Origin of the sequence: Plantactinospora sp. BB1 (assembly GCF_003030385.1) — a bacterium.
GTDB lineage: Bacteria > Actinomycetota > Actinomycetes > Mycobacteriales > Micromonosporaceae > Plantactinospora.
The window spans coordinates 3,043,946-3,068,124 of the sequence record NZ_CP028159.1 but is presented as its reverse complement, the minus strand read 5'-3'; the positions used below and the strand labels follow the sequence as shown (position 1 = coordinate 3,068,124).

General features: G+C 71.5%; 17 protein-coding genes. 10 read left to right on the top strand and 7 right to left on the bottom strand.

From position 1 onward, the window contains the following. The first annotated feature begins 11 nt into the window (after nucleotides 1–11). Genes C6W10_RS13325 through C6W10_RS13315 form a run of 3 tightly spaced genes read left to right on the top strand, consistent with a single transcriptional unit; the run spans nucleotide 12 to nucleotide 1,376 of the window. Complete coding sequence (locus tag C6W10_RS13325) at nucleotides 12–269, top strand: hypothetical protein (RefSeq protein ID WP_107258349.1); 258 nt, start codon at nucleotides 12–14, stop codon at nucleotides 267–269. Then, nucleotides 269–931, top strand: a complete 663-nt coding sequence (locus C6W10_RS13320) for a hypothetical protein (protein WP_107258348.1) — start codon at nucleotides 269–271, stop codon at nucleotides 929–931. Before C6W10_RS13325 ends, C6W10_RS13320 begins: the two co-directional genes overlap by 1 nt. Then, the gene (locus C6W10_RS13315) at nucleotides 924–1,376 is read left to right on the top strand and encodes a hypothetical protein (protein WP_107258347.1); all 453 of its coding nucleotides are present in this window, start codon (nucleotides 924–926) and stop codon (nucleotides 1,374–1,376) included. Before C6W10_RS13320 ends, C6W10_RS13315 begins: the two co-directional genes overlap by 8 nt. 112 nt (nucleotides 1,377–1,488) lie before the next feature. Here the strand turns inward: C6W10_RS13315 and C6W10_RS13310 are convergent, their stop codons facing one another. After that, nucleotides 1,489–1,959, bottom strand: a complete 471-nt coding sequence (locus C6W10_RS13310) for a hypothetical protein (protein ID WP_159104570.1) — start codon at nucleotides 1,957–1,959, stop codon at nucleotides 1,489–1,491. Between the two features lie 115 nt (nucleotides 1,960–2,074). Here C6W10_RS13310 and C6W10_RS13305 point away from each other — a divergent pair, with 115 nt between their 5' ends. Then, entirely contained in the window at nucleotides 2,075–2,500 is a 426-nt protein-coding gene (locus C6W10_RS13305; protein WP_107258345.1) for a hypothetical protein, read from the top strand. A gap of 436 nt (nucleotides 2,501–2,936) precedes the next feature. Here the strand turns inward: C6W10_RS13305 and C6W10_RS13300 are convergent, their stop codons facing one another. Beyond that, nucleotides 2,937–3,407: a hemerythrin domain-containing protein gene (locus C6W10_RS13300; RefSeq protein WP_107258344.1), complete on the bottom strand. Its 471-nt coding sequence runs from the start codon at nucleotides 3,405–3,407 to the stop codon at nucleotides 2,937–2,939. A gap of 451 nt (nucleotides 3,408–3,858) precedes the next feature. Here C6W10_RS13300 and C6W10_RS13295 point away from each other — a divergent pair, with 451 nt between their 5' ends. Then, nucleotides 3,859–7,152, top strand: coding sequence for an endo-1,4-beta-xylanase (locus C6W10_RS13295; protein ID WP_159104569.1), 3,294 nt, complete (start codon nucleotides 3,859–3,861; stop codon nucleotides 7,150–7,152). A 58-nt stretch (nucleotides 7,153–7,210) separates the two neighbouring features. On the opposite strand, the gene C6W10_RS13290 is transcribed toward C6W10_RS13295, so the two are convergent. Together C6W10_RS13290 and C6W10_RS13285 are read right to left on the bottom strand one after the other, a co-directional pair. Continuing rightward, nucleotides 7,211–9,214, bottom strand: a complete 2,004-nt coding sequence (locus tag C6W10_RS13290; protein WP_107258342.1) for a cellulase family glycosylhydrolase — start codon at nucleotides 9,212–9,214, stop codon at nucleotides 7,211–7,213. A 115-nt stretch (nucleotides 9,215–9,329) separates the two neighbouring features. Further along, the gene (locus C6W10_RS13285) at nucleotides 9,330–11,792 is read right to left on the bottom strand and encodes a glycoside hydrolase family 2 protein (protein WP_107258341.1); all 2,463 of its coding nucleotides are present in this window, start codon (nucleotides 11,790–11,792) and stop codon (nucleotides 9,330–9,332) included. A 533-nt stretch (nucleotides 11,793–12,325) separates the two neighbouring features. Here C6W10_RS13285 and C6W10_RS13280 point away from each other — a divergent pair. Then, nucleotides 12,326–13,345 (top strand): LacI family DNA-binding transcriptional regulator, encoded by a 1,020-nt coding sequence (locus tag C6W10_RS13280; protein ID WP_107263914.1) that lies wholly within the window; start codon nucleotides 12,326–12,328, stop codon nucleotides 13,343–13,345. 107 nt (nucleotides 13,346–13,452) lie between these two features. Beyond that, the gene (glyA, locus tag C6W10_RS13275) at nucleotides 13,453–14,721 is read left to right on the top strand and encodes a serine hydroxymethyltransferase (RefSeq protein ID WP_107258340.1); all 1,269 of its coding nucleotides are present in this window, start codon (nucleotides 13,453–13,455) and stop codon (nucleotides 14,719–14,721) included. 32 nt (nucleotides 14,722–14,753) lie between these two features. Here glyA and C6W10_RS13270 read toward each other — a convergent pair whose 3' ends face one another. After that, nucleotides 14,754–17,399 (bottom strand): bifunctional diguanylate cyclase/phosphodiesterase, encoded by a 2,646-nt coding sequence (locus C6W10_RS13270; protein WP_107258339.1) that lies wholly within the window; start codon nucleotides 17,397–17,399, stop codon nucleotides 14,754–14,756. A gap of 375 nt (nucleotides 17,400–17,774) precedes the next feature. Here C6W10_RS13270 and C6W10_RS13265 point away from each other — a divergent pair, with 375 nt between their 5' ends. Further along, nucleotides 17,775–18,173, top strand: a complete 399-nt coding sequence (locus tag C6W10_RS13265) for a PH domain-containing protein (protein ID WP_107258338.1) — start codon at nucleotides 17,775–17,777, stop codon at nucleotides 18,171–18,173. A 39-nt stretch (nucleotides 18,174–18,212) separates the two neighbouring features. On the opposite strand, the gene C6W10_RS13260 is transcribed toward C6W10_RS13265, so the two are convergent. Both C6W10_RS13260 and C6W10_RS13255 read right to left on the bottom strand, forming a co-directional pair. Beyond that, nucleotides 18,213–19,139 (bottom strand): 2-hydroxyacid dehydrogenase, encoded by a 927-nt coding sequence (locus tag C6W10_RS13260; protein ID WP_107258337.1) that lies wholly within the window; start codon nucleotides 19,137–19,139, stop codon nucleotides 18,213–18,215. A 95-nt stretch (nucleotides 19,140–19,234) separates the two neighbouring features. Next, nucleotides 19,235–20,860, bottom strand: coding sequence for a hypothetical protein (locus C6W10_RS13255; protein WP_234361738.1), 1,626 nt, complete (start codon nucleotides 20,858–20,860; stop codon nucleotides 19,235–19,237). A gap of 327 nt (nucleotides 20,861–21,187) precedes the next feature. Between C6W10_RS13255 and C6W10_RS13250 the strand changes: the two genes are divergently transcribed. Continuing rightward, a complete protein-coding gene (locus C6W10_RS13250; protein ID WP_107263912.1) occupies nucleotides 21,188–22,369 on the top strand; it encodes a sorbosone dehydrogenase family protein in 1,182 nt (393 codons plus the stop codon). A 118-nt stretch (nucleotides 22,370–22,487) separates the two neighbouring features. After that, a complete protein-coding gene (locus C6W10_RS13245) occupies nucleotides 22,488–24,125 on the top strand; it encodes a metallophosphoesterase (protein ID WP_107258336.1) in 1,638 nt (545 codons plus the stop codon). The last annotated feature ends 54 nt before the right edge of the window (nucleotides 24,126–24,179 follow it).

Here is a 24,179-nt window from a genome sequence, read left to right as displayed (position 1 = left end):
GGACGCGTCCGGTGGATATCACTCAGGTGAAGGCGACCATCACCCGAGGCAAGCAGGCCGCCGCGGATGGGAGTGTTTTGGCGCAGGGAGTCCGGGACCAGGCCGAGCAGGCTCGGACATCAGCCGCCGCAACCGCCCATGACAGCACGCACGACGAGGTCGAAGCAGGTCTGAAAAAGCTGAAGGAAGCAATGAGAGAGGCGTCCCGGGTCGCCGAGCTGCTTGGCTCTGGTTCCGACGCTGCGAGCGAGTACGCCGCGAAGCTCTGATGGCCGACACCTCCGTGGGCGAAGTCGTGGCGCAGTTCCGCACGGTGCTGGGTCTGATCGACGAGACCGCCGTGACCGCCAAGAGGGCTCAGGAGCAGGCCCAAAAGGCATTCACGGCTTACACCGAGGCTTCCCGGGGAACCTCCGACAGGTTGATGCGTACGGCGGTCGTCGACTCGCGGACCGCCGGGGAGAAAGCAGGGAAGACCGCCCGTCTGCTCTCCGAGGCTGCCGAGCACTTCACCGCCTACATCAACGCCATCGCTCCCGGCACCCTGCCACCTCGCTCATCAGCCCCAGAAGCCGATGCCTCTGGCGACCGCATCCTCGCCACCACAGCCGGACAAGGCGCCCTGTCTTCGAAGCTGCTCGGCCGTACGGCGTCCGTCCCGAACGCCGATGACGGGTTACAGCACGCGAAGAAGATCGCAACGGCCATCAAGGACGCGACGGGCTCCGGCGGGGTTGCGGTCCCCAAGTCACCCCAGCCAGCGATCAGAGCCGCCAAGACCCAGGATGCGTCCGCCGGAGATGCCCTCCTCGCGGCATTCACTGTCGCGCTCCTCGGGATCAAGGGCGCTGAGGTGGCCGCCCGACTTCGCAGTAAAGCTAGAACGAAGAGCGCGGAACGTACAGAACGGAAAGGTGACCATAGTGGATGACAACACGAGGTTTCTCAAGTCGATCCTTCAGCAGAATTGGGAGGCATACGACGCCCTACTGGCAGAGTTCGAAAGTCAGGGCAAGGGAACTCCCACCGCGATCATCGGCTTCGCCTTCAACCTCGCGGTTCATCGGCGCTTCGGGCAGCGAAGGAACATGGACGAGATCATCCAGTTCGTTGCAGACGCTCGCACCTTCCTGTCCGAAGGCCGCGACCTTCCTGCCAGGGAAGCCGAGGCGCTCATCTGCGCCACCCTTGACCTGGACGCGCCGGATGTCGCGGAGACCGTCGACCGGCTCGACATCGGCACGATCACCGAAATCGAGGGACAACTTCTGTTCAAGCTGATCGCGGACGAAGGTATGTCCGAGCAGCAATTGAACGACTTCCTGGCACAGGCAGAAGCTCTTGCTGCGCAATGGCAGAGCGGTGCCACATCCTGACCAAATCCAATCCCGCAGGTCCAGTCCGCCAGGCAGATCCTCCGATGGCGGCAGACCGTTCGCCTCCTGCCGCCACCATGGCCGGCGAGGTGGGCGTTGCGCGACAGTCGTCCTACTCGGACGGACGTAGCGGGCCTGCGGTGTCGTCGTGCCGGAGCGGGGAGCGCCTTCGCCGCTCCTGCCGCCACCAATGGACCCGCAGTGCGAGCATCCCGCCGAGGAAGACGACGAGAATGCCGAACAGGACCCAGTCGCGCGTCCTCCCACCCTCCAGCGCCGCCCCCAGCATGGCCGCGACGAAGGCCAGCCCAGCGATGGCGAACCATCCCGCCCGCACCCGGTAGTAGCTCACGGGGAGCTTGCGGTGCGCGTAGCGGGCGACCGCTTCCATGACCAGAAACACCGGCACGAAGGCTACGCACAGCAGGAACAGCACGAAGGCGTAAGTGATCCACACCGGCGGCGCACCTTTCTGGAGCCTGGCATCGCCTTGCACGGTACGTGAGCGGCCAGCGATCGCCACAGCCACGACCAGGACCGTCGCCCGCGCCGCCAACAGTTGCACCGTCGAAGTTCCGGTCAACCCCAGAACATGGAAGTATTTCTATGGCTCCGCGCGGGGTAGGGCACGCAGATCGGCGTCGCCGGTGGCTCCGGTGGTGCCGCCGTGACGTCCGTTCCCTACCGAAAGGTTTCCGATGCCCGTCATTCCCGTACGTCGCCTGTCCGGTGCGGCCGGCGCGCTCGCGCTCGCCGCCGTCGCGGTGGTCGCCCCCGCCGGACCGGCGCAGGCCGCCGGCAGCCTCGACGACGAACTTCCGAGGGTGATCGCCGAGCCCGCCGAGACCTCGATCCCGGAGGGCACCGGCGGCTCCTTCCGGGTACGGCTGAGTCACCGGCCGGCCGAGGCGGCCTTTCTCCAGATGAGGATGCGGGGCACCGGCAGGTGGATCAGCCAGCCGGTGATGCTCCAGTTCACCCCGACGAACTGGAGCAACTGGCAGGGTTACGCGCTGGGGAGCGTTCAGGATCCGGACACGGTCGACGATGTTCTCGTCATCACCCTCAGCTTCCCCGAGTACCGTCCCGACAGCGTCACCTTCACCCAGGTCGACGACGACTAGTGCCTCGTCCTGTCTTCCAGCCCTTGCGATCTGCTCGGTGATCTGCCGTCCGGATCACCGTTCCAGCCGTCTGACGTGGCACCGGCATCGCTGCGCGGAGGGCCGGCAACCACATGAGCGACCGGCGGCGGAGCGGGGGTGGTCGGCGCGGAGACTGTCGAGCTGGGTGCACGGGCGGGGCACCGGCAGCCGGGGTTGCCGACGGCGTGCTGCGGTTCACCGTCGACCGGCCGGGCGAGACCGGGGTTCGGGCAGCCCGTGAGGGTGGGCGCACAAGCGGGGCAGCTCGACAGTCTCCTCGGCGGATATCCCCACCCCGCACCCAACCCGACGTCAGGAAGACGCCCACTCAGCGATACCTGGAACCACCGGGTTACCCGATCAACCGCAGCGACAGGACACTAGCCGCTACACCGTTGGCGACGCTGGCGTGTGGTCACAGCGACCCCAGTACCGCGTCGGGGTCCGCGTCCAGCGCCAGCGTCTCCAGCGCCGTCAGGAGCTGGCGTTCCTCGTACCGGAAATGGGACTCCATGATGGCAGCCACGCCCTCCAGATGGCGCTCCAGCTCCGACGGCGGAGCGCCCCGAGCCACGGCGGCCTGGAGGCCGGTCAGCAGGTACCCGATCATCGAGTGGTCCTGCCGCAGGTAGCGCAGCGTCTCCCGCAGCTCGGGATGCTGCTCGGCGATCGCCGGGAACAGGTCCCGGTCCTCGCCCTCGTGGTGCGCGGTCAACGCGGTGCAGAAGCCGTGACAGAACAACAACAGGTCTCTGGTCGCTGGCTCCGCCGGTTCGCCGTCGGCGACGGCCTGCCGGGTGACGCGCAACGCCTCGCGGAGCCTTGCATGGACGCGGCGCAACTCTCGACTCCAGGCCACCAGCCTGGTCTGCTCGCCCTCACCCACAGGTGGAGGGCGAAGGGACGACTGACACGTCGGATTCCCTTCGGTCCGGCGCCTCCATGCCTGACACGGTCTGCCACCGGCACGCGACGCTGGGAGCGAAGCTACCACGGAGCCTGCCCGGACCGAGCCGCCGACCGGGTAGGCCGCGCCGTCCGGCGGCCGGGCTGCCACCCGTCGACGACCGCCCTGCTCCGAAACATCGACAGCCGGCTCACCGAAACTTTCGGTCCGTCGACCGTCCGGTGGAGAGGTACCGACCGGTCGGACAGGGCATCTCGACTAGCCCGCGTCACGCGGCTAACATTCGCGCGACTGGATTCGCGAGGAGCGATTCGGAGACACCGCCATCGCGTCGTCCCGCCCGGGTAGGGAGCCCTTGATGCGCATCGGACGTAGACCGGCAAAACCATCTCGAAAATTGACCGCTTTTGTCACATCCTTACTGCTCACCATGGCCGGGTCGGTCGCGCTCGCCGCTCCCGCCCAGGCTGCGGACCGGGTCGTCCTGGCCAACGATTTCGAGTCGGGTTCCTACGCTCCGTGGGGGCCGCGCGGAGCCGTCACGCTCGGGATAACTGCGGAGGGGCACGAGAGCGCGAATAGCCTTTCGGTCACCGGCCGTACCGCGAACTGGCAGGGTACGGCGATCGACGCGGCCGCGAGATTCGAGCCGGGCGCGACGTACGTTATCAGCGCGTGGGCGAAACTTCCGGCCGGTACCGCCGGGTCGGCGGGCGTCCACTTCACCGTGGAGGCCAGCCCGGCCGGCGGCGGTGACAACACCTACACCTGGGTCGGCGACAACGTCCCCACCACGGCGGAGAACTGGGTACGGATCGGTGGCAGCTACACCATGCCTGCCGGCCTGGCCGCGGCGACGCTCTACGTCGAGGCCGAGGGGACCACGCCATACCTGCTGGACGACATCAGCATCACCACCCCGGAGGGCGGGCCGGAACCCGGCACGGTCGTGATCGACACCGACTTCGAGGACGGGCTCGACGGTTGGGGGCCGCGCGACGGCGGACCGGGCGCCCCGACGGTCGGGCTGACCGACGTCGCGCACGGCGGCGAGGCTGCGGCCCTGGTCAGCAACCGGGTGAACCAGGGCGCCGGCATCGGACGCGACGTGAGCACCGTGTTCGAGACCGGCGTGACCTACGAGTTCAGCGCCTGGCTGCGGTTCGCCGAGGGACAGCCGACCGACCAGATCTGGCTCAGCCTGGCCAGCACGAGCGGCGGCAGCCAGTCGTTCAGCACGCTCGCCCAGTTCGACGGGATCACCAACACCGGCTGGACCGAGGTGACCGCCAGCTTCACGATGCCGGCGGCCGACAGCGCGCTGCTCTACTTCGAGTCCCGCTGGCAGGACGGCGAGACCGGAAACACCAGCGACTTCCTCCTCGACGACGTCGTGGTACGGGTGCCGCAGCCGCCGGTCATCGAGGATCTCACGCCGATCCACGAGACCACCGACTTCCCGGTCGGCGTCGCGATCGACAGCCGCGAGACGGTCGGCGCCGCCGCCCAACTGCTGACCCGGCACTTCAACCACATCACGCCGGAGAACCACATGAAGCCGGAGGCGTGGTACGACGCGGAGCGCACCTTCCGCCCGCACGACCAGGCGATCGCGCTGATGGACTTCGCCCGGGCCAACAACCTCGGCCTCTACGGGCACGTACTCGTCTGGCACAGCCAGACTCCGGCCTGGTTCTTCCAGGACGAGGCCGGCGCCCCGCTCAGCACATCGGCGGCGCACCAGCAGGTTCTCCGCGACCGGCTGCGTACGCACGTCTTCGCCGTCGCCGAGTCGCTGAGTGACCGGTACGGTCCGTTCGGCTCCGCCACCAACCCGATGCGGGCCTTCGACGTCGTCAACGAGGTCGTCGCCGACAGCGGCGAGTTCAGCGACGGCCTGCGCCGCAGCGAGTGGTACCGGATCCTGGGCGAGGAGTACATCGACCTCGCGTTCCGGTACGCGGACGAGGCGTTCAACGACGTCCACGCAGTCGCCGGCACCGACCCGGTCACCCTGTTCATCAACGACTACAACACCGAGCAGAGCGGCAAGCAGGGCCGGTACAAGGCGCTGGTGCAGCGGCTGCTCTCCCGTGGGGTACCGGTCGACGGGGTGGGCCACCAGTTCCACGTCTCCCTGTCCACCCCGACCGCCAGCCTCGGGGCCGCGCTGGCCGCGTTCGCGGACCTGCCGGTGATCCAGGCCGTCACCGAACTCGACGTCACCACGGGTACCCCGGTGACCCAGGCCAACCTGATCGAGCAGGGCTACTACTTCCGGGACGCGTTCCGGATCTTCCGGCAGTACGCGGACGACCTGTTCGTGGTCACCGTCTGGGGTCTCACCGACGGCCGGTCCTGGCGGGTCGGCAACGGTGCCCCGCTCGTCTTCGACGACAACCTCCGGGCCAAGCCGGCGTATTACGGCGCGGTGGACGGTGAGCTTCCGGTCCGGCTGCGGACGGCGAACGTCTTCGCCGGTGACGTCGCCCTCTCCGACACCGCCACCGCCGACCTGACCTGGAGCAAGCTTCCGCTGCACCCGGTGGAGGACCTGGCGAGGTTCCAGCTTCGCTGGGCTCCGGATCACCTGACGGCCTTCGTCACCGTCTCCGACGCCGCCGCCTCGGCCGGCGACCAGGTCAGCTTCGTGCTGGGCGACCAGACGTACACGGTGGCCCGGGACGGCAGCGGGAACGTGCCCGCCGTGGCGAAGGAGCGCAGCGGTGGCTACGACATCGTCGCCCACCTGCCGCTGAGCGACGCCGCCGAGGGCGACACGCTCACCCTGGACGTCCGGGTCGGCAACGACGGTCGGACGGCCGCCTGGAACGCCCCGGGCGCGCTGGGCACCCTGGGCCTGGTCGAGGAGCTGTCGTACCTGGAGGTCACCCAGGCCCGGACGGCGCCGGTGGTCGACGGCGCGGTGGACACCGCCTGGGCCGACGCCCGCGCGGTCACCACCGCGAAGGCGGTCTCCGGCACGGACGGCGCGACCGCCACCGTCCGTACCCTGTGGCGGGACCAGACGCTCTACGTGCTCGCCGAGGTCGCCGACCCGGTCGTGGACGTCTCCGGCTCCGACCCCTGGACCCGGGACTCGGTGGAGATCTACGTCGACGGAGGCAACGTCAAGAACGGCCCCTACCGCTACGACGACACCCAGATCCGGATCAACGCGGAGAACGGCGTCTCGTTCGGTACCGGTGACGAGGCGTTCCAGCGGGGTCGGCTGACCAGCGCGACGGTCCGCACCGAAACCGGGTACACCGTCGAGGCGGCGATCAGCCTCCTGGAGTACGGCGGCCTCGGCACGTTCCACGGCCTGGACTTCCAGGTCAACGACGCCACCGGCGGCACCCGTACCGCGATCCGGAACTGGGCCGACCAGTTGGGCACCGGTTACCAGACCACCTCGCGTTGGGGAGTGGGTCGGTTGGTCGGCCCGGCCGACGGCAACGTCGAGATCGTGGTCAAGAACTTCACCCAATGGAACTCGGACGACGGCGGCGGCTACTGCGCGAAAATCGTCGCCACGAACAGGACCGACAAGCCCGTCGACTGGTACGGCTATGTCGCGCTCGGCGGCGAAATCTACACGGCCTGGAACTTCGCCCGGCAGGTTCAGGGTGACGGCAGCTACCGGATCCACGGCGAAGCCTGGAACAAGACCCTGAAGCCGGGCGCCAGCACCGTCAGCGTGGGCTACTGCGCCAACCGCTGAGGGTGGTCAGCGCGGGGGCCCTTCCTGTCCACGACAGGAAGGGCCCCCGCCTTTCGGCTCACTCGGCGCGCAGATGGTCCAGGTCGTGGGTGCCCGGGCTTACCCAGATCAGGATTCCGCGTACGTCGGCCAGCGCCGCCGCGTCACACGACATCTCGGTGAGCAGGTCGACCGTCACCGTCGTCTCGGTGCCCTGCGACACCCAGCCGAAGGTGGACTGGCACCAGGCCCAACCCTCCCCGGTCTGCACCGCGATGGAGGTCGAGGTGCCGACAGTCGCGTCGACCCGCAGGTCGTACCTGAGCGTCGCCTTGGCCGACAGGTCCACCGGCTCGGGCAGGGTCACCCCGAACCAGCCGCCACCGGTCGCCGCGACCCGCAGCCCGGCCGAGCCGTGGGTGTGGAAGTCCGTCGTCTGGGCAACCGTCCCGGCGTCGGCCTGCCAGTTGCCCGGTGCCCAGCCCTCGACACCGCTCTCCCAGGAGGCGATCAGGATCGGGTCACCGGGGGCGGGCTTGACCGTCACCGTCAGCTCGGCCGGGTTCGACACCCGGCCGGCCTGGTCGCGGATGGTGTACGAGGCGACCACCCGGCCCTGGAAGCCCTCCGCCGGAGTGAACGTCACCGTCCCGGTCACCGGGTCGAGCGCGAACGTGCCCCCGGCGACGGTCACCGTACGCTGTTGCCCGGCCGTCGCCGGATCGAGGTCGATGCTGGCCGGCCGCACCGTCGTCCGGTACGCGATGTCGTTCGTCGCCGGGGTCAGGGTGACCGGCGTACCCGACTCGGTGACGGCGGTGTCGACGTCGGCGACCGGCGGTCGGGAGCGCTGCCCCCGGACGAGTTCGTCGCCCGCGTTGGAGAGCGTGGTGCAGACCGGGCTCGGGCAGTAGACGGTGTAGCCGTCGTAGTCCGGATAGGGCGTGCCGTCGTCCTGGATGCCGGAGAGGATCCAGTAGAGGAAACCCGTGCCGCCGGTGGCGATGAAGGCATCCGTCCACTGTTGATAGACCGGGTTCCGGGTCGCCTTGTCGACGTAGCCGAACTCGCCGAGCATCACCGGCTTGCCGAGCCGGCGCGCGTCCCGGTTGTGCCGCTTGATCCACTCGACTCCCCAGGCCGCGTCCGTGCCCCAGTGGTCGGGATAGAGGTGGTACGAGACCACGTCCACCGCCGGCAGCCGGGTCAGCGCCACCGAGTCGACGCCCTCGGCACAGTTCACGGTCCAGTCGGAACTGGCCGGGTCGTCGCAGTAGAAGCCCTCGTCACCGACGCTGGCCAGGTGCCGGCGGTCGACCGACTTGACGTGCCGGGTCATCTCGTCGGCCCAGGCGGTCAACACCGCCGGGGTGCAGGTCGGCGACGTCGGATAGACGCCCGAGCCCTTGCACCTCGGCTCGTTGCCCAGCTCCCAGGTCATCACCGTCGGGTCGTCCTTGTAGGCCACCCCGGTCAGCGTGTTGGTCCGGTTCAGCACGTGCGAGATCCAGTCCTTGTACCAACCCCTGATCACCGGGTCGGTGTAGAACTCGTCGTGGTACTGCCCGCCGCGCCAGCGGACGTACTGGTCCATGCCGCCGAAGTCGCGCCAGTTGTTGGTCAGCGGGATCACCACTTTGATCCCGGCCTGCCGGGCGGCGTAGAGGACGTAGTCGAGGCGTTCCAGCCCGTCCGGGCCGTCGTTGTACGCCGGCTTCGCCCCGTCCCAGTACTGGAAGTAGACCCCGTCGGCCGGCCCGGCGACCGAGTCGGTCCCGCCCGGGGTGCCGATGTCGAGGAAGCCCCAGTGCCGCAGCACGGTGAACCCGGCCGCCTTCGCGTCGGCGAAGACGTCGTCCACCATCGCCCGCGACTTGTACATCAGGTAGTAGTTGTTGGTCCCGGCGAACCGGAACCGCTTGCCGTCGAGCATGAGCTGGTCGCCGTGGCGGACGACGAACCCGGCGGACCGGCCGGAGCCGGCGGAGTCGGGCGAGCCGGGCGGGGCGGCGGAGGCGGGTGCCGGCGAGGCCGCGAGCAGCAGCCCGACCAGCCCCAGCAGCAGCGGGACATGGCGTTTCATGGGCGGTGGTGATCCTTCCGGGAGCGGTGTCCGGGAACAGGGGTGCGGATCAGTGCGAGGAACCAGAGCGACGGATCAGTGCCGCGGAACCAGGCTCAGTGCCGCAGAACCAGGTTCAGTGCCGCGGAACCATGTCGTTGACGCAGCGGAGCACCGGAGGGGCGGTGAGCGCCGCCGGGTCCAGCCGCGCCGCGGACCGTACGGTGAAGGTGGTCGACTCCCCCGGCAAGAGCGTGACCAGCGCCTCGTCGACCTCCGCCGCCGGGTCGAGCCGATCCGGGGCGAGCAGCAGGTCGCGCAGGATCGTCCGGGCGGTCACCCGGACCCGTACGCCCTCCGGCGACGGTTCGACGGTGGCGTCGTAGTCGGCCGCCGGATAGGCCAGCTCGTGATCCTCGGCGAAGAACCAGAAGCTGCGCTCGCCGTCCCCGCCGGGATCGGCGACCAGCAGCTCGGCGCGCGCGTCGTCCGGGCCGGCGACGTCCGCCGGCAACGGCCAGGTGATTTCCGAGTACGGCGGCACGGACAGCTCGACCGACGACTTGCCCCTCGGCTCGCCGGCCAGGGTCAGCCGGGTCACGTCCACCCGACCGGTCCACGGCGCGCCGCCGTCGTTCACCGCGACCAGGGCCAGCCCGCCCTGCCTCGGCTGGATGGTGAGCAGCCGGTCGGCGTACGCGCGACGTAGCGCGTACCAGAGGGGTTTGCGCCGGCCGTCACCGTCGACGGCGGCCCACGAGGTGACCGGCCAGCAGTCGTTGAGCTGCCAGACGACGCTGCCCATGCAGATCGGCCGGTACGACCGCAGGTGCTCCACCCCGACGCTGATCGCCCGGGCCTGGTTGAGCTGGGTCAGGTAGTGCCAGTCGTCGAAGTCACGCGGCGCCGGCAGGTGCGCCGCCAGTCCCCGGGCCAGCTTGAGCCGGCCGTCGCCGGCCTTCTGCCGGTGCGCCATCGCGGCCGAGTCCTCGGCCAGCCCGCCCGGGTCGGAGATGGCCCGGCGCAGCGTGGCATGGCTGGCCGGGCCCTGCCAGCCGAACTCGGCGACGAACCGGGGCAGGTAGTCCCGGTAGTGCGTGTAGTCGAGCTGGTTCCAGACCGTCCAGATGTGCATGCTGCCGTGCGCCGGGTCGTTCGGGTGGATCTCCGGCCGCCCGGACCACGGGCTGCCCGGCCAGTAAGGCCGGCTCGGGTCCAGTTCGGACAGCAGGCCGGGCAGCAGCTCGAAGTAGTAGCCGGCACCCCAGGTGCGGTCGGCCAGCTCCTCCTGCCAGCCCCAGTCGTGCCAGCCCCAGATGTTCTCGTTGTTGCCGAACCAGAGAACCAGGCTGGGATGGCTGGCCAGCCGGACGATCTGCTCGGCCGCCTCGGCGCGTACCTCGGTGCGGAACGGCTCCTCCTCCGGGTACGCGGCGCAGGAGAAGAGGAAGTCCTGCCCGACCAGCAGGCCCAGCTCGTCGGCGAGGTCGTAGAAGTCCTCGGACTCGTACCGGCCACCGCCCCAGATCCGCAGGAAGTTGACGTTCGCGTCGCACGCCTGGCGGAGGCGTTCGGCGTAGCGCTGCCGGGTCACCCGGTGCGGGAAGCAGTCGTCCGGGATCCAGTTCACGCCCCGGGCGAAGACCGGCAGGTCGTTGACGACGACGGTGAACGCCGAGCCGTGCTCGTCGGCGGCGGTGTCGAGGCGTACCGAGCGGAAGCCGACCTTCCGCTGCCAGCCGTCCAGCTCCCGGTCACCGGCGTGCAGGGTGACGGCGAGCGGATAGCGCGGCTGTGCGCCGTACCCCCGGGGCCACCACAGCTCCGGGTCGGCGACGGTGACGGTCAGCTCGGCACTGCGCTGCCCGGGCCCGAGCACCGTCTCGGCGACCTCGCCGGCCAGCGCGGCCCGGACGGTGAGCGGCTCGTCGTCGGCGGCCCGGTCGACCTCGACGCGTACCTCGACCCGGCCCTCGGTGCCGGCGACGGTGACCTGCGGGCGGACCTCGGCCAGCCGCGCGGTCCGCCAGCTCCGCAGCCCGATCTCCTGCCAGATCCCGGCGGTGACGAGTTCCGGGCCCCAGTCCCAGCCGAAGTTGCAGGCCATCTTGCGGATGAAGTTGAACGGCGTCGGGTACGCCTTCGGCCGGGCGCCGAGCCGCCGCTGCTCCGCCTCGGCATACCGGTACGCCGAGTCGAAGCGCACCCGCAGCACGTTCTCGCCGACCCGCAGCAGCGAACGGACGTCGAAGGAGTAGCTCCGGTGCATGTTGGCGGTGCGGCCCAGCTCGACGTCGTTGAGGGTGACCGTGGCCACCGTGTCGAGGCCGGCGCAGACCAGCTCGACCCGGTCGGCGTCCCCGCCGCCGTCCCACCGGAAGGTGGTCTGGTAGCACCAGTCGGTGCGGCCGATCCAGCCGAGCGTGAGTTCGTGCTCGTCGAGATAGGGGTCCGGGATCAGTCCGGCGGCGAGCAGGTCGGTGTGCACGCAGCCGGGCACGGTGGCCGGGACCGGCGCGGACGCGACCGCCTCCGGAACGTCCGGGTTGCCGATCGCGGTCAGCGACCAACCGTCGTGCAGGCTCTGCCAGGACGTCACGGGCACCTCATCTTCCTCAGGTCGTGACCGACCGTTTCTCGCGGCTCGCGACTCCGACCGTTCCCCCGGGTCGCGACTCCGACCGTTTCCCTCAGGTCGGCGACGATACGGTTGACCGACCGCGACCTCGGCGCGCCGTCCCTGGTGGAGGGCACCGTCGCCGCACCGGGAGGCACGCTCAAGACATCGAGAGATGTCGACTGAACCGGATAAGTAACGTCACCGTACGGGCGCCCCTCCGCCCTGTCAACGGTCCGCAATTCGGCCAGGAATGGCCGACAATCGATGGCCGAACGATCCGGGTCGGGCCTTCGTCGCCGTTCCCGACCTCGAAATATCGGGGCGCTATCCACCGGCCCGGCGAGCCGGCCGGCACTGTCGGCAAGATTGCCGCATCGCTATGCTTAACCGGAAAAGTTCACTCCCGTGGTCCGCGCGGGCTCTGCTGCGCGCGTGCGGCAGCACGACCCGGCGTGCGGGTGAGCCGACCGGCCCGCTGCGAATTCGGGTCGGCGCAGACGAAGGAGCGCCGGGTGAAGCGGCCGACAATCGCGGATGTGGCCCGCCGGGCCGGGGTTTCCAAGGGGGCCGTCTCCTACGCCCTCAACGGGCAGCCCGGCGTCTCGGACGCCACCCGGCAACGCATTCTCGCGATCGCCCAGGAGATCGGCTTCAACCCGAACAGCGCGGCCCGGGCACTCTCCGGAGCCACCGCCAACGCGGTCGGGCTGGCGCTCTGCCGGCCCGCCCGGATCCTCGGCATCGAGCCGTTCTTCATGGAGCTGATCAGTGGGGTCGAGGCGGAACTCTCCGCCCGGTCGTACGCGCTGACCCTCCAGGTGGTGGCGAGCCCGGAGGCCGAGATCGCCGTCTACCGGCGCTGGTGGGGCGAGCGGCGGGTGGACGGCGTACTCGTCTGCGACCTGCGGATCGACGACCGCCGGCTGCCGGTGCTGGCCGAGCTGGGCCTGCCGGCGGTGGTGATCGGTGGGCCGGGCGACCGTGGCGGGCCGGACTACGTCTGGTCGGACGAGTCGGTGGCCCTGACCGAGGTGCTCGAATACCTCGTCGCGCTCGGCCACCGCCAGATCGCCCGGGTCGGCGGCCTGCCCGGGCTGCTGCACACCGAGATCCGCACCGAGACGTTCGGCACCGCCTGCCGCCGGCTCGGGCTGGAGCGCACCGTCACCGTCTCGTCCGACTACAGCGGCGAGGAGGGCGCGCGGGCGACCCGACGCCTGCTCAGCTCCGCCGACCGGCCGACCGCCATCGTGTACGACAACGACGTGATGGCGATCGCCGGACTCTCGGTCGCCCAGGAGATGGGGCTGACCGTGCCGACCGACGTCTCCATCGTCGCCTGGGACGACTCGCCGCTCTGCCAGCTCGTGCACCCGTCGCTGACCGCGCTGCACCGGGACATCCCGGCGTACGGGGCGCACGCCGCCGGCCGGCTCCTCGCCGCGATCGCCGGGCAGCCGCTCGGCGACTTCCAGGACGAGACCGCGCACCTCATCCCGCGCGGCAGCACCGCACCGCCCCGGCAGCCCTGAGCCCCGGGCACCGGTCGGCTCCGGGCGCGGGGCATCGGCTGCGGGCGACGGCCGGGCAACCGATAGCATCGGCGGCGAGGCGGAGCCAAGCCAGGAGGACGACCACCGTGCACGTACCACCGATTCCCAGCCTGACCGCCGCCGACCCGGAGTTGGCGACGCTGATCGAGTCCGAGGCGACCCGGCAGCACGACAAGCTGCGGATGATCGCCTCCGAGAACTACGTCTCGACGGCCGTGCTGGAGGCCAGCGGCACGGTGCTGACGAACAAATACTCCGAGGGCTACCCCGGCCGCCGCTACTACGAGGGTCAGCAGTTCATCGACCCGATCGAGACGCTCGCCGTCACCCGGGCCCGGGAACTCTTCGGGGTCGACCACGCCAACGTGCAGCCGTACTCCGGCTCCCCGGCCAACCTCGCCGTCTACCTGGCGTTCCTCTCCCCCGGTGACACGGTGCTCGGGATGGCGCTGCCGATGGGCGGCCACCTGACGCACGGCTGGTCGGTCTCGGCCACCGGCAAGTGGTTCAACCCGGTCCGCTACGGCGTCTCGGCGGAGACCGGCCGAATCGACCTCGACGAGGTCCGCGACCTGGCCCGCCGGGAGCGCCCCAAGCTGATCTTCTGCGGCGGCACCGCCGTGCCGCGCACCATCGACTTCGCCGGCTTCGCCGAGATCGCCCGCGAGGTCGGTGCGGTGCTGGTCGCCGACATCGCGCACATCGCCGGGCTGGTCGCCGGTGGCGCCCACCCGTCACCGGTCGGGCACGCCGACGTGATCACCACCACCACGCACAAGACCCTGCGGGGCCCGCGCGGCGCCATGATCATGACGACCGCCGAGCACGCCGCCGCGGTCGACAAGGCCGTCTTCCCGGGCCTCCAGGGCGGCCCGCACAACCACACCACCGCCGGCATCGCGGTCGCGCTGCGGGAGGCCGGCACCGAGGAGTTCCGCCGGTACGCCCACCAGGTCGTCGCCAACGCCAAGGCACTGGCGGCGGCGCTGGTCGAGCGGGGCTTCACCCTCTCCTCCGGCGGCACCGACAACCACCTGATCCTCGCCGACCTGACCGGCAAGGGCATCGCCGGCAAGCCGGCCGCGCAGGCGCTGGACCGGGCCGGGATCGAACTCAACTACAACACCGTGCCGTACGACCCGCGCAAGCCGTTCGACCCCTCCGGCATCCGGCTCGGCACACCGGCGCTGACCACCCGGGGCCTGACCGAGGAGCAGATGCCACAGGTCGCGGCCTGGATGGACGAGGCGGTCAGCGCGGCGATCAAGGACGACGAGGCTGCCCTCGACCGGATCGCCGGTGAGGTCCGGGACCTGCTGGCGGCGTACCCGATGCCGGGTTACGCGGCCGGCTGACCGGCCCGGCCGTCGGCTGACCGGTCCGGTGGTCAGCGGGACGGGCTCGGGAACTCCTCCAGGTACGCCTCGACCCGCTCTGCCGGAGCGGGTCGGGAGAGTGCGTACCCCTGGCCGAGCTTGCAGCCCGCCCTGCGGGCCTGCTCGACCTGCCCCGGCGACTCCAGGCCCTCGGCGATGATCTCCAAGCCGAACCTCTTGCCGAGACTGACCAGTACGTCGATGAAGGGCTTGCTTCCGCCCTCCCGGGTGCCACCCTCGGTCACCAGGGTCCGGTCGACCTTGAGGAAGTCGACCGGCAGCCGGCGGAGCTGGGCCAGCGAGGCCTGCCCGCTGCCGAAGTCGTCCAACGCGGTCCGCACCCCCAGCGCCCGCAACCCGGCGAGCTGGGTCACCACCGCCGGCACGTCCACCCCGCCCCGGGGTTCGGCGATCTCCAGCACCAGCCGGTCCGGCTCGATCCGGTGCTCGGCCAGCGAGGTGCTCACCCAGCGGACGAACTCGGGGGCGGTCAGCTCCCGGGACGAGATGTTGACCGACATCCAGAGCCGTCGGGGCCGCTGCGACCAGGCGGCCAACTGCCGGCAGGCGGTGTCCAGCACCCAGCGGCCCAGCTCCTCGACCAGCATCAGGTCCTCGGCCACCGGCAGGAGCTCGGCCGGCAGCACGGTGCCGAGCGCCGGGTTCCGCCAGCGCAGCAGCGCCTCGGTCCCCACCGGCTGCTGGTCGTCGAGGTCGAGCACCGGCTGGTAGACCAGGTCCAGCTCGCCCCGCTGCACCGCACCGGGCAGCTCGCGCTCCAGGTCGAGCCGGCGGGTGAACTGCTCCTCCAGCTCGTCGTCGTACCACTCGACGCGGTTGCGACCGAGCTGCCGGGCCCGCAGCCGGGCCAGGTCCGCCCGGCGGAGTACGTCGTCGACACCGTCCCCGCCGGAGAGGTCGGCCAGGCCGATGCTGGTGCCGAGGTAGAGCACCGCGCCGGGCATCGGGTACGGCTCGGTCAGCGCGGTCAGCAGCCGGGTCCCCATCGCGTACGCCAGCACCGGCCGGTCCACGGTCACCACCGCGAACTCGTCCCCGCCCAGCCGGGCCACCACGTCGGCGGCACCGACACCGGTCTTGAGCCGTCGGCCCGCCTCGGCGAGTACGGCGTCGCCCATCTGCCGCCCGTGCGAGTCGTTGATCCCGGACATGCCGTGCAGGTCGATCACCAGCAGCGCGCCGGTGTGCCCGGGCACCGCCCGCTGGGTCACGATGGTCCGCATCAGTTCCCGGCGGTTCGCCAGCCCGGTGAGTTCGTCGGTGAAGGCCAGCTCGTTGAGCTTGCGCTCCAGCCGCTGCCGTTCGCTGACGTCCCGGACGTGCACCACCAGCGCGGCCACCTCGGGTACCGCCCGCTGGTCGCTGACCGTGGACTCGGTGTCCCGCCAGGCGCCGTGCCCGTCCAGCAGCCGGGCGGTGACCAGTTGCGGCCGGCCGGTCGGCACGTCACGCCCGGCGAGCACATCGGTGAGTACCTGGGTGACGTCGGCGGCGTCGTCCGGATGCATCAGGTTGGGGAACGCCCGACCCCGCACGTCGGCGTCGGAGAGCCCGAAGAGCCGGGCCGCGGTCGGCGACTGCCAGCGGATGAGCAGGTCCTCGCCGACGATCATCGTCAGGTCGTTGGCCCCGGAGACCAGCGAGCGGAAGTGCGCCTCCTGCTCGGCCAGCCGCTTGGCGTACCGGCGGATGTCCAGCATCACCAGCACCTCCCGGACCACCAGGGTCGGGATCACGGCCAGGCCCAGCAGGATCGAGGTGGAGTCGAAGTGGCCGACGGTGGCCAGGTGCCAGAGCGCGGAGAGCGTCGCCAGGATCGCCGGGATGGTCAGCAGCGGATAGGCGGTCAGGGTGGTCTGCGGCTCGGTCGGCGCGCCGTTCGGCTGCGCCACCGGATTGGCCCGGCGGGCACCGGCGGCGATCAGTGCCGGACCGGCGACCAGCGAGATGGCGACCAGCGGCAGCGCGGTCACCGGCGCGCCGTAGGCGATCAGTACCGCGATCAGCGAGTGCCCGAAGACGGCGAGTCCGGCGCCGATGCCGCAGAACGCGGCGGAGCGCCGGTGCTCGTACGCCCGCAGCGTGGTGATGGTGACCACCGGCAGGCCGACGACGGCGAAGAGCGCCGCGACCATGGCGAGCGGCGGCAGCTCGCGGGGCGGGATCACCCAGGCGGAGAAGGCGAGACTGATCCCGAGGCTCAGCCCGTCGAAGGCACGACGCAGTCGTACCGGCACCGTGCTCGCGGCGCCGGGCAGCATCATCATGCCGAGCAGGTAGAGGGCGAACGCCAGCACCAGCCCGCCGAGCGCCACCGTCGACCGGGCACCGGGCGGCGCCAGGAAGAGGGCGAGCGCGGAGAGCGCGCTGGCGATCAGGCCGAAGCCGAGGAATCCGGCGCCCCGGCACGGGCCGAAGCCGGTACCGCCCCGGTGCAGTCGGATCGCCAGCCGGACCAGCCGGGCGGCGGCCGCGGCGGCGACCATGCCGACGGCCGCGGCGACGGCGGCGTAGGGCGGCAGTGCGCCGACGTGGGCGGCGAGCAGGACGCCTACGGCGAGAACTGGGGCACCGCTCTCGGTGACCCGGACGACCAGCCGGCGGGCTCGGCCGTCCGCGATGTGCGCCACGAACATGGCGGGATGCCTTCGCAGAGGGGGCACGGACGTGGTGCAGGTCAGGCCCGGTCCGACCGAACGGCCGAAACCAGTCCTATCAACCCCCAACGATCGGCAGGGGGCATGGTTACGTATCGAACCTTTTTCGACCTTCCCTTGCGGTCCGTCCCGGTCGCGGTCGTCGGCCGGGACGCGTACGCCGGGCTGCCCAGGTTGAAGAGGTTCAATGGTAGGGGTCTCCCACTCCGGGTTGCTCGGGAAATCTTCCCTCAGCCGGTCAAGCCCGCTCCACCCCGGCTCGGCCAGCGGTACCGGCCACCCGGCCGACCCCACTCGGCCCGGCCGGCCGAGGCCCACGCCCGACCCGGCGGGCCGGGGTGCGAAAATCGCCGGGTGGGTAAGACCGGCACACTCCGCTTCCGGCACAGCCAGGCAATCTGGGTGGCCGCGCTCATCGCGTTCCTCGGCGCCCTTCCGCTGGCCAGCTCCCGCTGGTATCTGACCCCGCTGCTGCTGGTGCCGGTGGCGGTCGGCGTCTGGGCCTGGCGGGCCGGCACCGACGCCGACCGTGACGGGGTACGGATCCGGGCACTCCTGGGCCAGCGCAGCATCGCCTGGTCCGAGATCGTGGAGCTGGCGTCCGACCCGCGCGGCCAGGCGGTGGCACGGCTGCACGACGGCCGAACGACGGCCCTGCCCGCGGTCCGGGCCGCCGACCTGCCCGGTCTGGTCGCCGCCAGCGGCCAGCCGCTCGGCGAGCCCCGCCCCACCCCGGACCAGCCCGCCGACTGACTCCCGGCGCGCCTCCCCGCCGGTCTCGGGGCGTCCGGCTCAGTAGCCGTCGACCACCTCGTTGATCAGCGGGGTTCCGGCCACGAAGCGGCGCAACTGCTCGCCGGCCAGCCGGTAGCCACGGGGCAGCAGCCCGCGTACCGAGCCGCCGACGTGCGGGGTGAGCAGTACGTTGGGCAGGTCCCAGAGCGGGTGCCCGGGCGGCAGCGGCTCGGGCTCGGTGACGTCCAGCGCCGCCGAGATCCGGCCGGTCGTCAACTCGGCGACCAGGGCGTCGGTGTCGACCACCGGTCCACGGGCGGCGTTGACCAGCAGGGCACCGTCCGGCATCGCGGCGAGGAACCCGGCGTCGACCAGCCCCCGGGTGGCCTCGGTGAGCGGCACCAGCAGCACCACCACGTCCGCCTCGGGCAGCAGCGTCGGCAGGTCGTCGACGCCGTAGACCTGCTCGGCGGGGCGGGCGGTCCGGGCGACCATGGTCAGGCCCACCTCGAACGGCGCCAGCCGGGCCCGGGTGGCCGCCCCGATCGAACCCGCGCCGACGACGAGTACCCGCTTGCCGGCCAGCTCGTCGGTCGGATTGACCTGGTCGTACGACCACTCGTGCCGGGCCTGGGCGCGGGCGAAGAACGGGAACGACCGCAGGTACGACAGGATCGCCGTGACCACCCACTCGGCGGTGGACGAGTCGTGCACCCCGCGCGCGTCGCAGAGGGTGACGTGCTCGGGCAGCCGGCCGGCCCAGGTGTCCGCCCCGGCCGAGAGCAGCTGCACCACCCGCAGGTCGGGCAGCTTGGCCGCGATCGGCACCGCGGCGGCCTGGGCGAGGAACGGCGGCACCCAGAACCGGACTCCGGCCGGGTCCGAGGGGAGCCGGTCGGGTGTCGGGGCGATCTCCACGGTGACGCCCTCGGGAATCTCGCCGAGCAGTTCCAGACCTTCGGGATGGGGAATCCACACCTTCACGGACGCCGACGATAGTCCTCGGCGGCCGGGTACCGGCGGTCGCCCTCGCAAGCCGCGACCCGCCGGGGCCGGTGGGCGGGGCCGTCGCGCCGGCCTCAGCGCAGCGGCAGGCCGACCGGCCCGGACGGCTGGTAGACGTGGTGTCCGGCCACGGTGGTGACGGTGACCGGCAGGCCGCTCCCGCGCAGGTGTGCCCGGACCGCCGCGTCCAGCGGGGAGCGCTCGGCGGTGACGAACGCCGGCCGGTCCGCCTCGGCGACGAGTCGGGGGTAGCGGGGGTGACGGTCCCAGCCGGGGCGCAGGTCGGCGCCGAGCACGCCGCAGACGAGTCGTTCCCGGCTGAGGAAGATGACGTCGTAGCAGGTCCAGTAGTCGGTGTAGAACCGGCGTACGCCCAGCCGGTCGAGGCCGGTGACCAGGTCCCGACGCTGTGCGGCCTTCCGGGCCAGTTCGGGACCGGCCGCGACCAGAGCGGCGCTGGCCAGCAGCATGCTGACGGCGAGCCCGGCGAGCGGGGCCGCCGCCGCCAGCCGGACGGCCGCCGCCCTCCGGGGCCGGCCCGGGACCGTGCCGGGCGGCCGGGTCAGCACCGACCAGAGCGGCCAGAGCACGGCCGGAGTCGAGATGAGCAGTACCGAGAGGTAGCGCGCGCTCTCCACCGGGGTTCTCGCGGCGGCACCGCTGCCGGCGTACGCCAGCAGGGTCAGCGCCGCCGCGCCGAGCAGGGCGAGCCGGCCGGCCTGCCGGACCCGGGCCGCCCGGTCGGTGGCGCGGCGCAGCGCCCGCCAGGCCGCCCCGGCGGCGACGGCCAGCAGCACCGGGTAGACGACGCCCCAGCCCAACTGCCAGGGCGCGCACCGGCCGGGTGGGCAGAGCCCGGTACCCATCGGCAGTCCGAGCAGGACGCCGCCGTAGAGTCGCTCCGGCCACGAACCGGCGCCGCCGCCGAGCGCGGCGTAGACGGCCAGCGAGCGGTCTGCGGGCGCGGCGGTGAGGTTGTGCGCCACGATCGGGACGAGTCCGAGCGCCAGCCCGGCGCCGAGCGCCAACCCGGCCCGGCCGGCCAGTGCCCGCCACCGGAACCCGAGCAGCACCGCGGCTGCCGCGCCGACGTACGGCAGGATCAGCCAGTCGTCCCAGAGGGTGAGTCCGGCGACCAGCCCGAAGCCCGCGTACGCCGGGGCGGGCCGGCGGACGACGCCGAGGCCGAGGTTGACCGCCAGCAGTACCAGCAGCGCGCCGGCCGGGTTCATCTCCGGATAGCCGCCACCCGCGATGAGCTGGTTCTTCACGATCCGGTCGGAGCCGAGGGCGAGCAGGCCGACGGTGGCCGCCGCCAGCCAGGGGGTGTAAAGCCGACGGGTGAGCTGCCACATCAGCGCCAGGAAGGCGGCGTAGAGCAGCAGGTTGGGCAGCCGCAGTACGAGGGTGGACGAGCCGAGGACCGCGAAGAGCGGCGCGGCGAGATAGGACTCCAGGGCGCCCATGTAGTACTGGCCGTAAAAGAAGAGCGGAAACTCCCGCCCCTGTGCCACGTGCCGGGCCACCAGCCCGGTGACCGCCTCGTCGCTGTTGCCGGGCGGCACCTCGGCGAGCAGCAGTGCCAGCCGGTAGCCGACACCGAGCACGCCGAGTGCGGCGGCGACGTGCCCGGGCCCGGGTCGCCGCCGGGCGGGCCGGGGTGGCGACCCGGTCAGCTCCGGCGAGGTGGCGAGCGCCATGCCGGGGAGTCTCGCACGGCCGGACCGGCGGGAGGCTCGGCGACATGCCCGATTCATCTCCTCGGCACCGTTCGCGGCTTGTCGACGTGATTGATCCGATCCGGGCCGGGGCCGGAGGGTCGAGAGTGGATCATCGTCCCCTGCCGGGAACCCGTCCCGGACGGCACGACTCGTCCCGCTGACGGTCGCCGATCCCGGTGCCCGGCCGGGGCGACCTGCCGGCCCCACCATGCCGGCCGGCGCCCCGAGCAGCGACGACTCCGGAAGATCGGTGGAATGATCGAGCGAACCGACGGCACACGGTGGGATCGGACTACGCTGGGCCGGGTGAGCGCTCGTCCGTACCCCAGACTCAGCCGTCGACGCGCGGCGGTCGCGCTCTGTGCGGCGGCCGTGCTCGTCACGAGTGGTTGTGCCTTCGGCGAGCCGGAACCGGACCCGGCCGGCGAACCGCCGAAGTTCCCCACCCCCTCCGTCTCGCCCAGCCAGAACGGCGCCGGGCAGCAGGTCGCGGCCACGGTGCTGGCCAGCAGGTTGCAGATCCCGTGGGGGATCGCGTTCCTGCCCGACGGGGGCGCGCTGGTGACCGAGCGGGACACCGCCAAGATCCTGAAGGTCGGGCCGGAGTCCGACACGAACGGCCTCAAGGTCACTACCGTGCAGACCCTCGACGAGGTCGACGCGGCCGGCGAGGGCGGCCTGCTCGGAATCGCGGTCTCCCCCGGCTACCAGCGGGACAGGTCGGTCTTCGTCTACTACTCGACCGCCGAGGACAACCGGATCGCCAAGCTGACCCTCGGGGGCGAGCCGACGCCGATCGTCACCGGCATCCCGCTCTCCGGCATCCACAACGGCGGTCGTCTCGGCTTCGGCCCGGACGGATTTCTCTACGCCACCACCGGGGACGCCTCGGAGCGCGGCCTCTCCCAGGACCTCAGGAGCCTCGGCGGCAAGATCCTCCGGATGACCGCGGCCGGCAAGCCGGCCCCGGGCAACCCCTTCCCGAACTCGCTGGTCTGGTCCTACGGGCACCGCAACGTGCAGGGCATCGCCTGGGACGCCGACAAGCGGCTCTACGCCACCGAGTTCGGGCAGAACCAGTGGGACGAGATCAACCTGATCACGCCGGGCAAGAACTACGGCTGGCCCGAGGTCGAGGGGCGCGGCGGCAGCGGCGCCGACGCCGACAAGTACGCCGACCCGCTGGTCACCTGGACCACCGCCGAGGCGTCCTGTTCCGGGGCGGCGATGATCGACCGGGTCTTCGTGGCCGCCTGCCTGCGGGGCGAGCGGCTCTGGCTGGTGGAACTCACCGCGAACGGCACCGTGCTGGGCCAGCCCCGCCCGCTGCTCGTCGGCGAGTACGGCCGGCTCCGCACCGCGGTCGCCGCACCGGACGGCTCGTTGTGGATCTCCACCTCCAACCACGACGGCAAGCGCGACCCCGCTCCCCAGGACGACCGGATCTTCCGGTTGGTCTTCTCCGGCGGTACGGCCGGCCGGAGCTGACCCCTCCGGCTGGACGGCCGGGCGGGCGGCTGGTGAGTTGGCTCATACCCGCGGTGGAAATGGCGCGGCACCTGCGGCGGGTTTCGAAGATGTCGCTTTGGGCAGGTGATGATTGAGCATGGACAGGCGGAGGAATGACACCCGAGCCGCCGGCGGCACGACGCCTCCGGCGGCTCGGCGTGTGCTGGGCTGGTCGCGTACCGCCGTACGGGGCTGCCGCGCCGTCCTGACCTCGAAACCGAGCCGACGGGCCGGACTGGCCCTGTCGATCATCACCGTCACGGTGGTCGGGATCGTGGTCGGCGCCCTGCTCGGTGGGCGGATGCAGACCGACATCGGGCCCTTCCGGGCGGAGATGGCGATCACGCCCTCGGTCGAGGGCGGCACCACCGTCACCATCCCGCCGCTCGGCGCGCTCCAGCTCAGCAGTCATGCCGGCCCCGCACACCTCTCGGTCCGGCTCGGCTCCCTCGACCAGCGCCGCACCGAGGCACTTATCGACGATCCGGCCAGCATCAGCCGGGCCAGCCAGTCCGCCGTCAGCGACGTGACCAACGGGGTGATCCGGGTCGGGGTACGCACCGTCGCGGTCTCCGTACTGGCCACCATGATCCTGGCGGCGCTGGTCTTCCGGCGTACCCGCCGGGTGGCCTGGGCCGGCGGGCTGGCGCTGGTGATCACCGGCGGCAGCCTGGGCATCGCCGCGCTGACCTTCCGGCCGGACTCGATCGAGGAGCCCCGCTACGAGGGTCTGCTCGTCAACGCCCCGGCGATCGTCGGCGACGCCCGGCGGATCGCCAACGACTACGGCCGGTACGCCGACCAGCTCCAGCGGATGGTCGGCAACGTCAGCCAGCTCTACACCACGGTCTCCACCCTGCCGGTCTTCGACCAGGAGCAGGGCACCGTACGGGTGCTGCACGTCTCGGACCTGCACCTGAACCCGACCGCCTGGCAGGTGGTCCGGACGGTCGTCGAGCAGTTCAAGATCGACGTGGTGATCGACACCGGGGACATGACCGACTGGGGCAGCGAGCCGGAGGCGTCCTTCGTCGGCTCCATCGGCCTGCTCAAGGTCCCGTACGTCTTCATCCGCGGCAACCACGACTCGCCGGCAACCGCCGCCGCCGTCGACCGGCAGCCGAACGCGATCGTGCTGAACAACTCGATCGTCAACGTCGCCGGGTTGACCATCGCCGGCATCGGGGACCCCCGGTTCACCCCGGACAAGGAGACCTCGCCGGCCGGCTCCGGCGCCCTGCCGCAGACGGTCGACCAGGTCGCCGGGGCCGGCGAGCAGCTCGCCTCGACGATCCGGGTCTCCGGCAAGCCGGTCGACATCGCCCTGGTGCACGATCCGGCGTCGGCCGACGCGCTCTCCGGCGTCGTACCGCTGGTGCTGGCCGGGCACACCCACCACCGGGAGGTGCGCGAGCTGCCACCGGTGCCGGACGCGATGCCGACCCAGCTACAGGTGCAGGGTTCCACCGGCGGGGCGGGGCTGCGCGGCCTGGAGGGCGACAAGCCGACACCGCTGGCGATGTCGGTGCTCTATTTCAACCAGCAGCGGGCGCTCCAGGCGTACGACGACATCCTGCTCGGCGGCACCGGCGAGGCGCAGGTCAACCTGGAACGGCACGTCGTGGAGGAGCCGGAGCCACCGGTGCCGCCCACCCCGACCCCCGGTACGCCGACCCCGGCCAGCCCGGTCCCGCCGGCCGGCGCCCCGCCGCCCGACCCGACCCCCACCGGCTGACGCCGCAGGTGGGTGTAAGGAAGGGCCCCCGCTACAACAGAAACGATGAGCGGG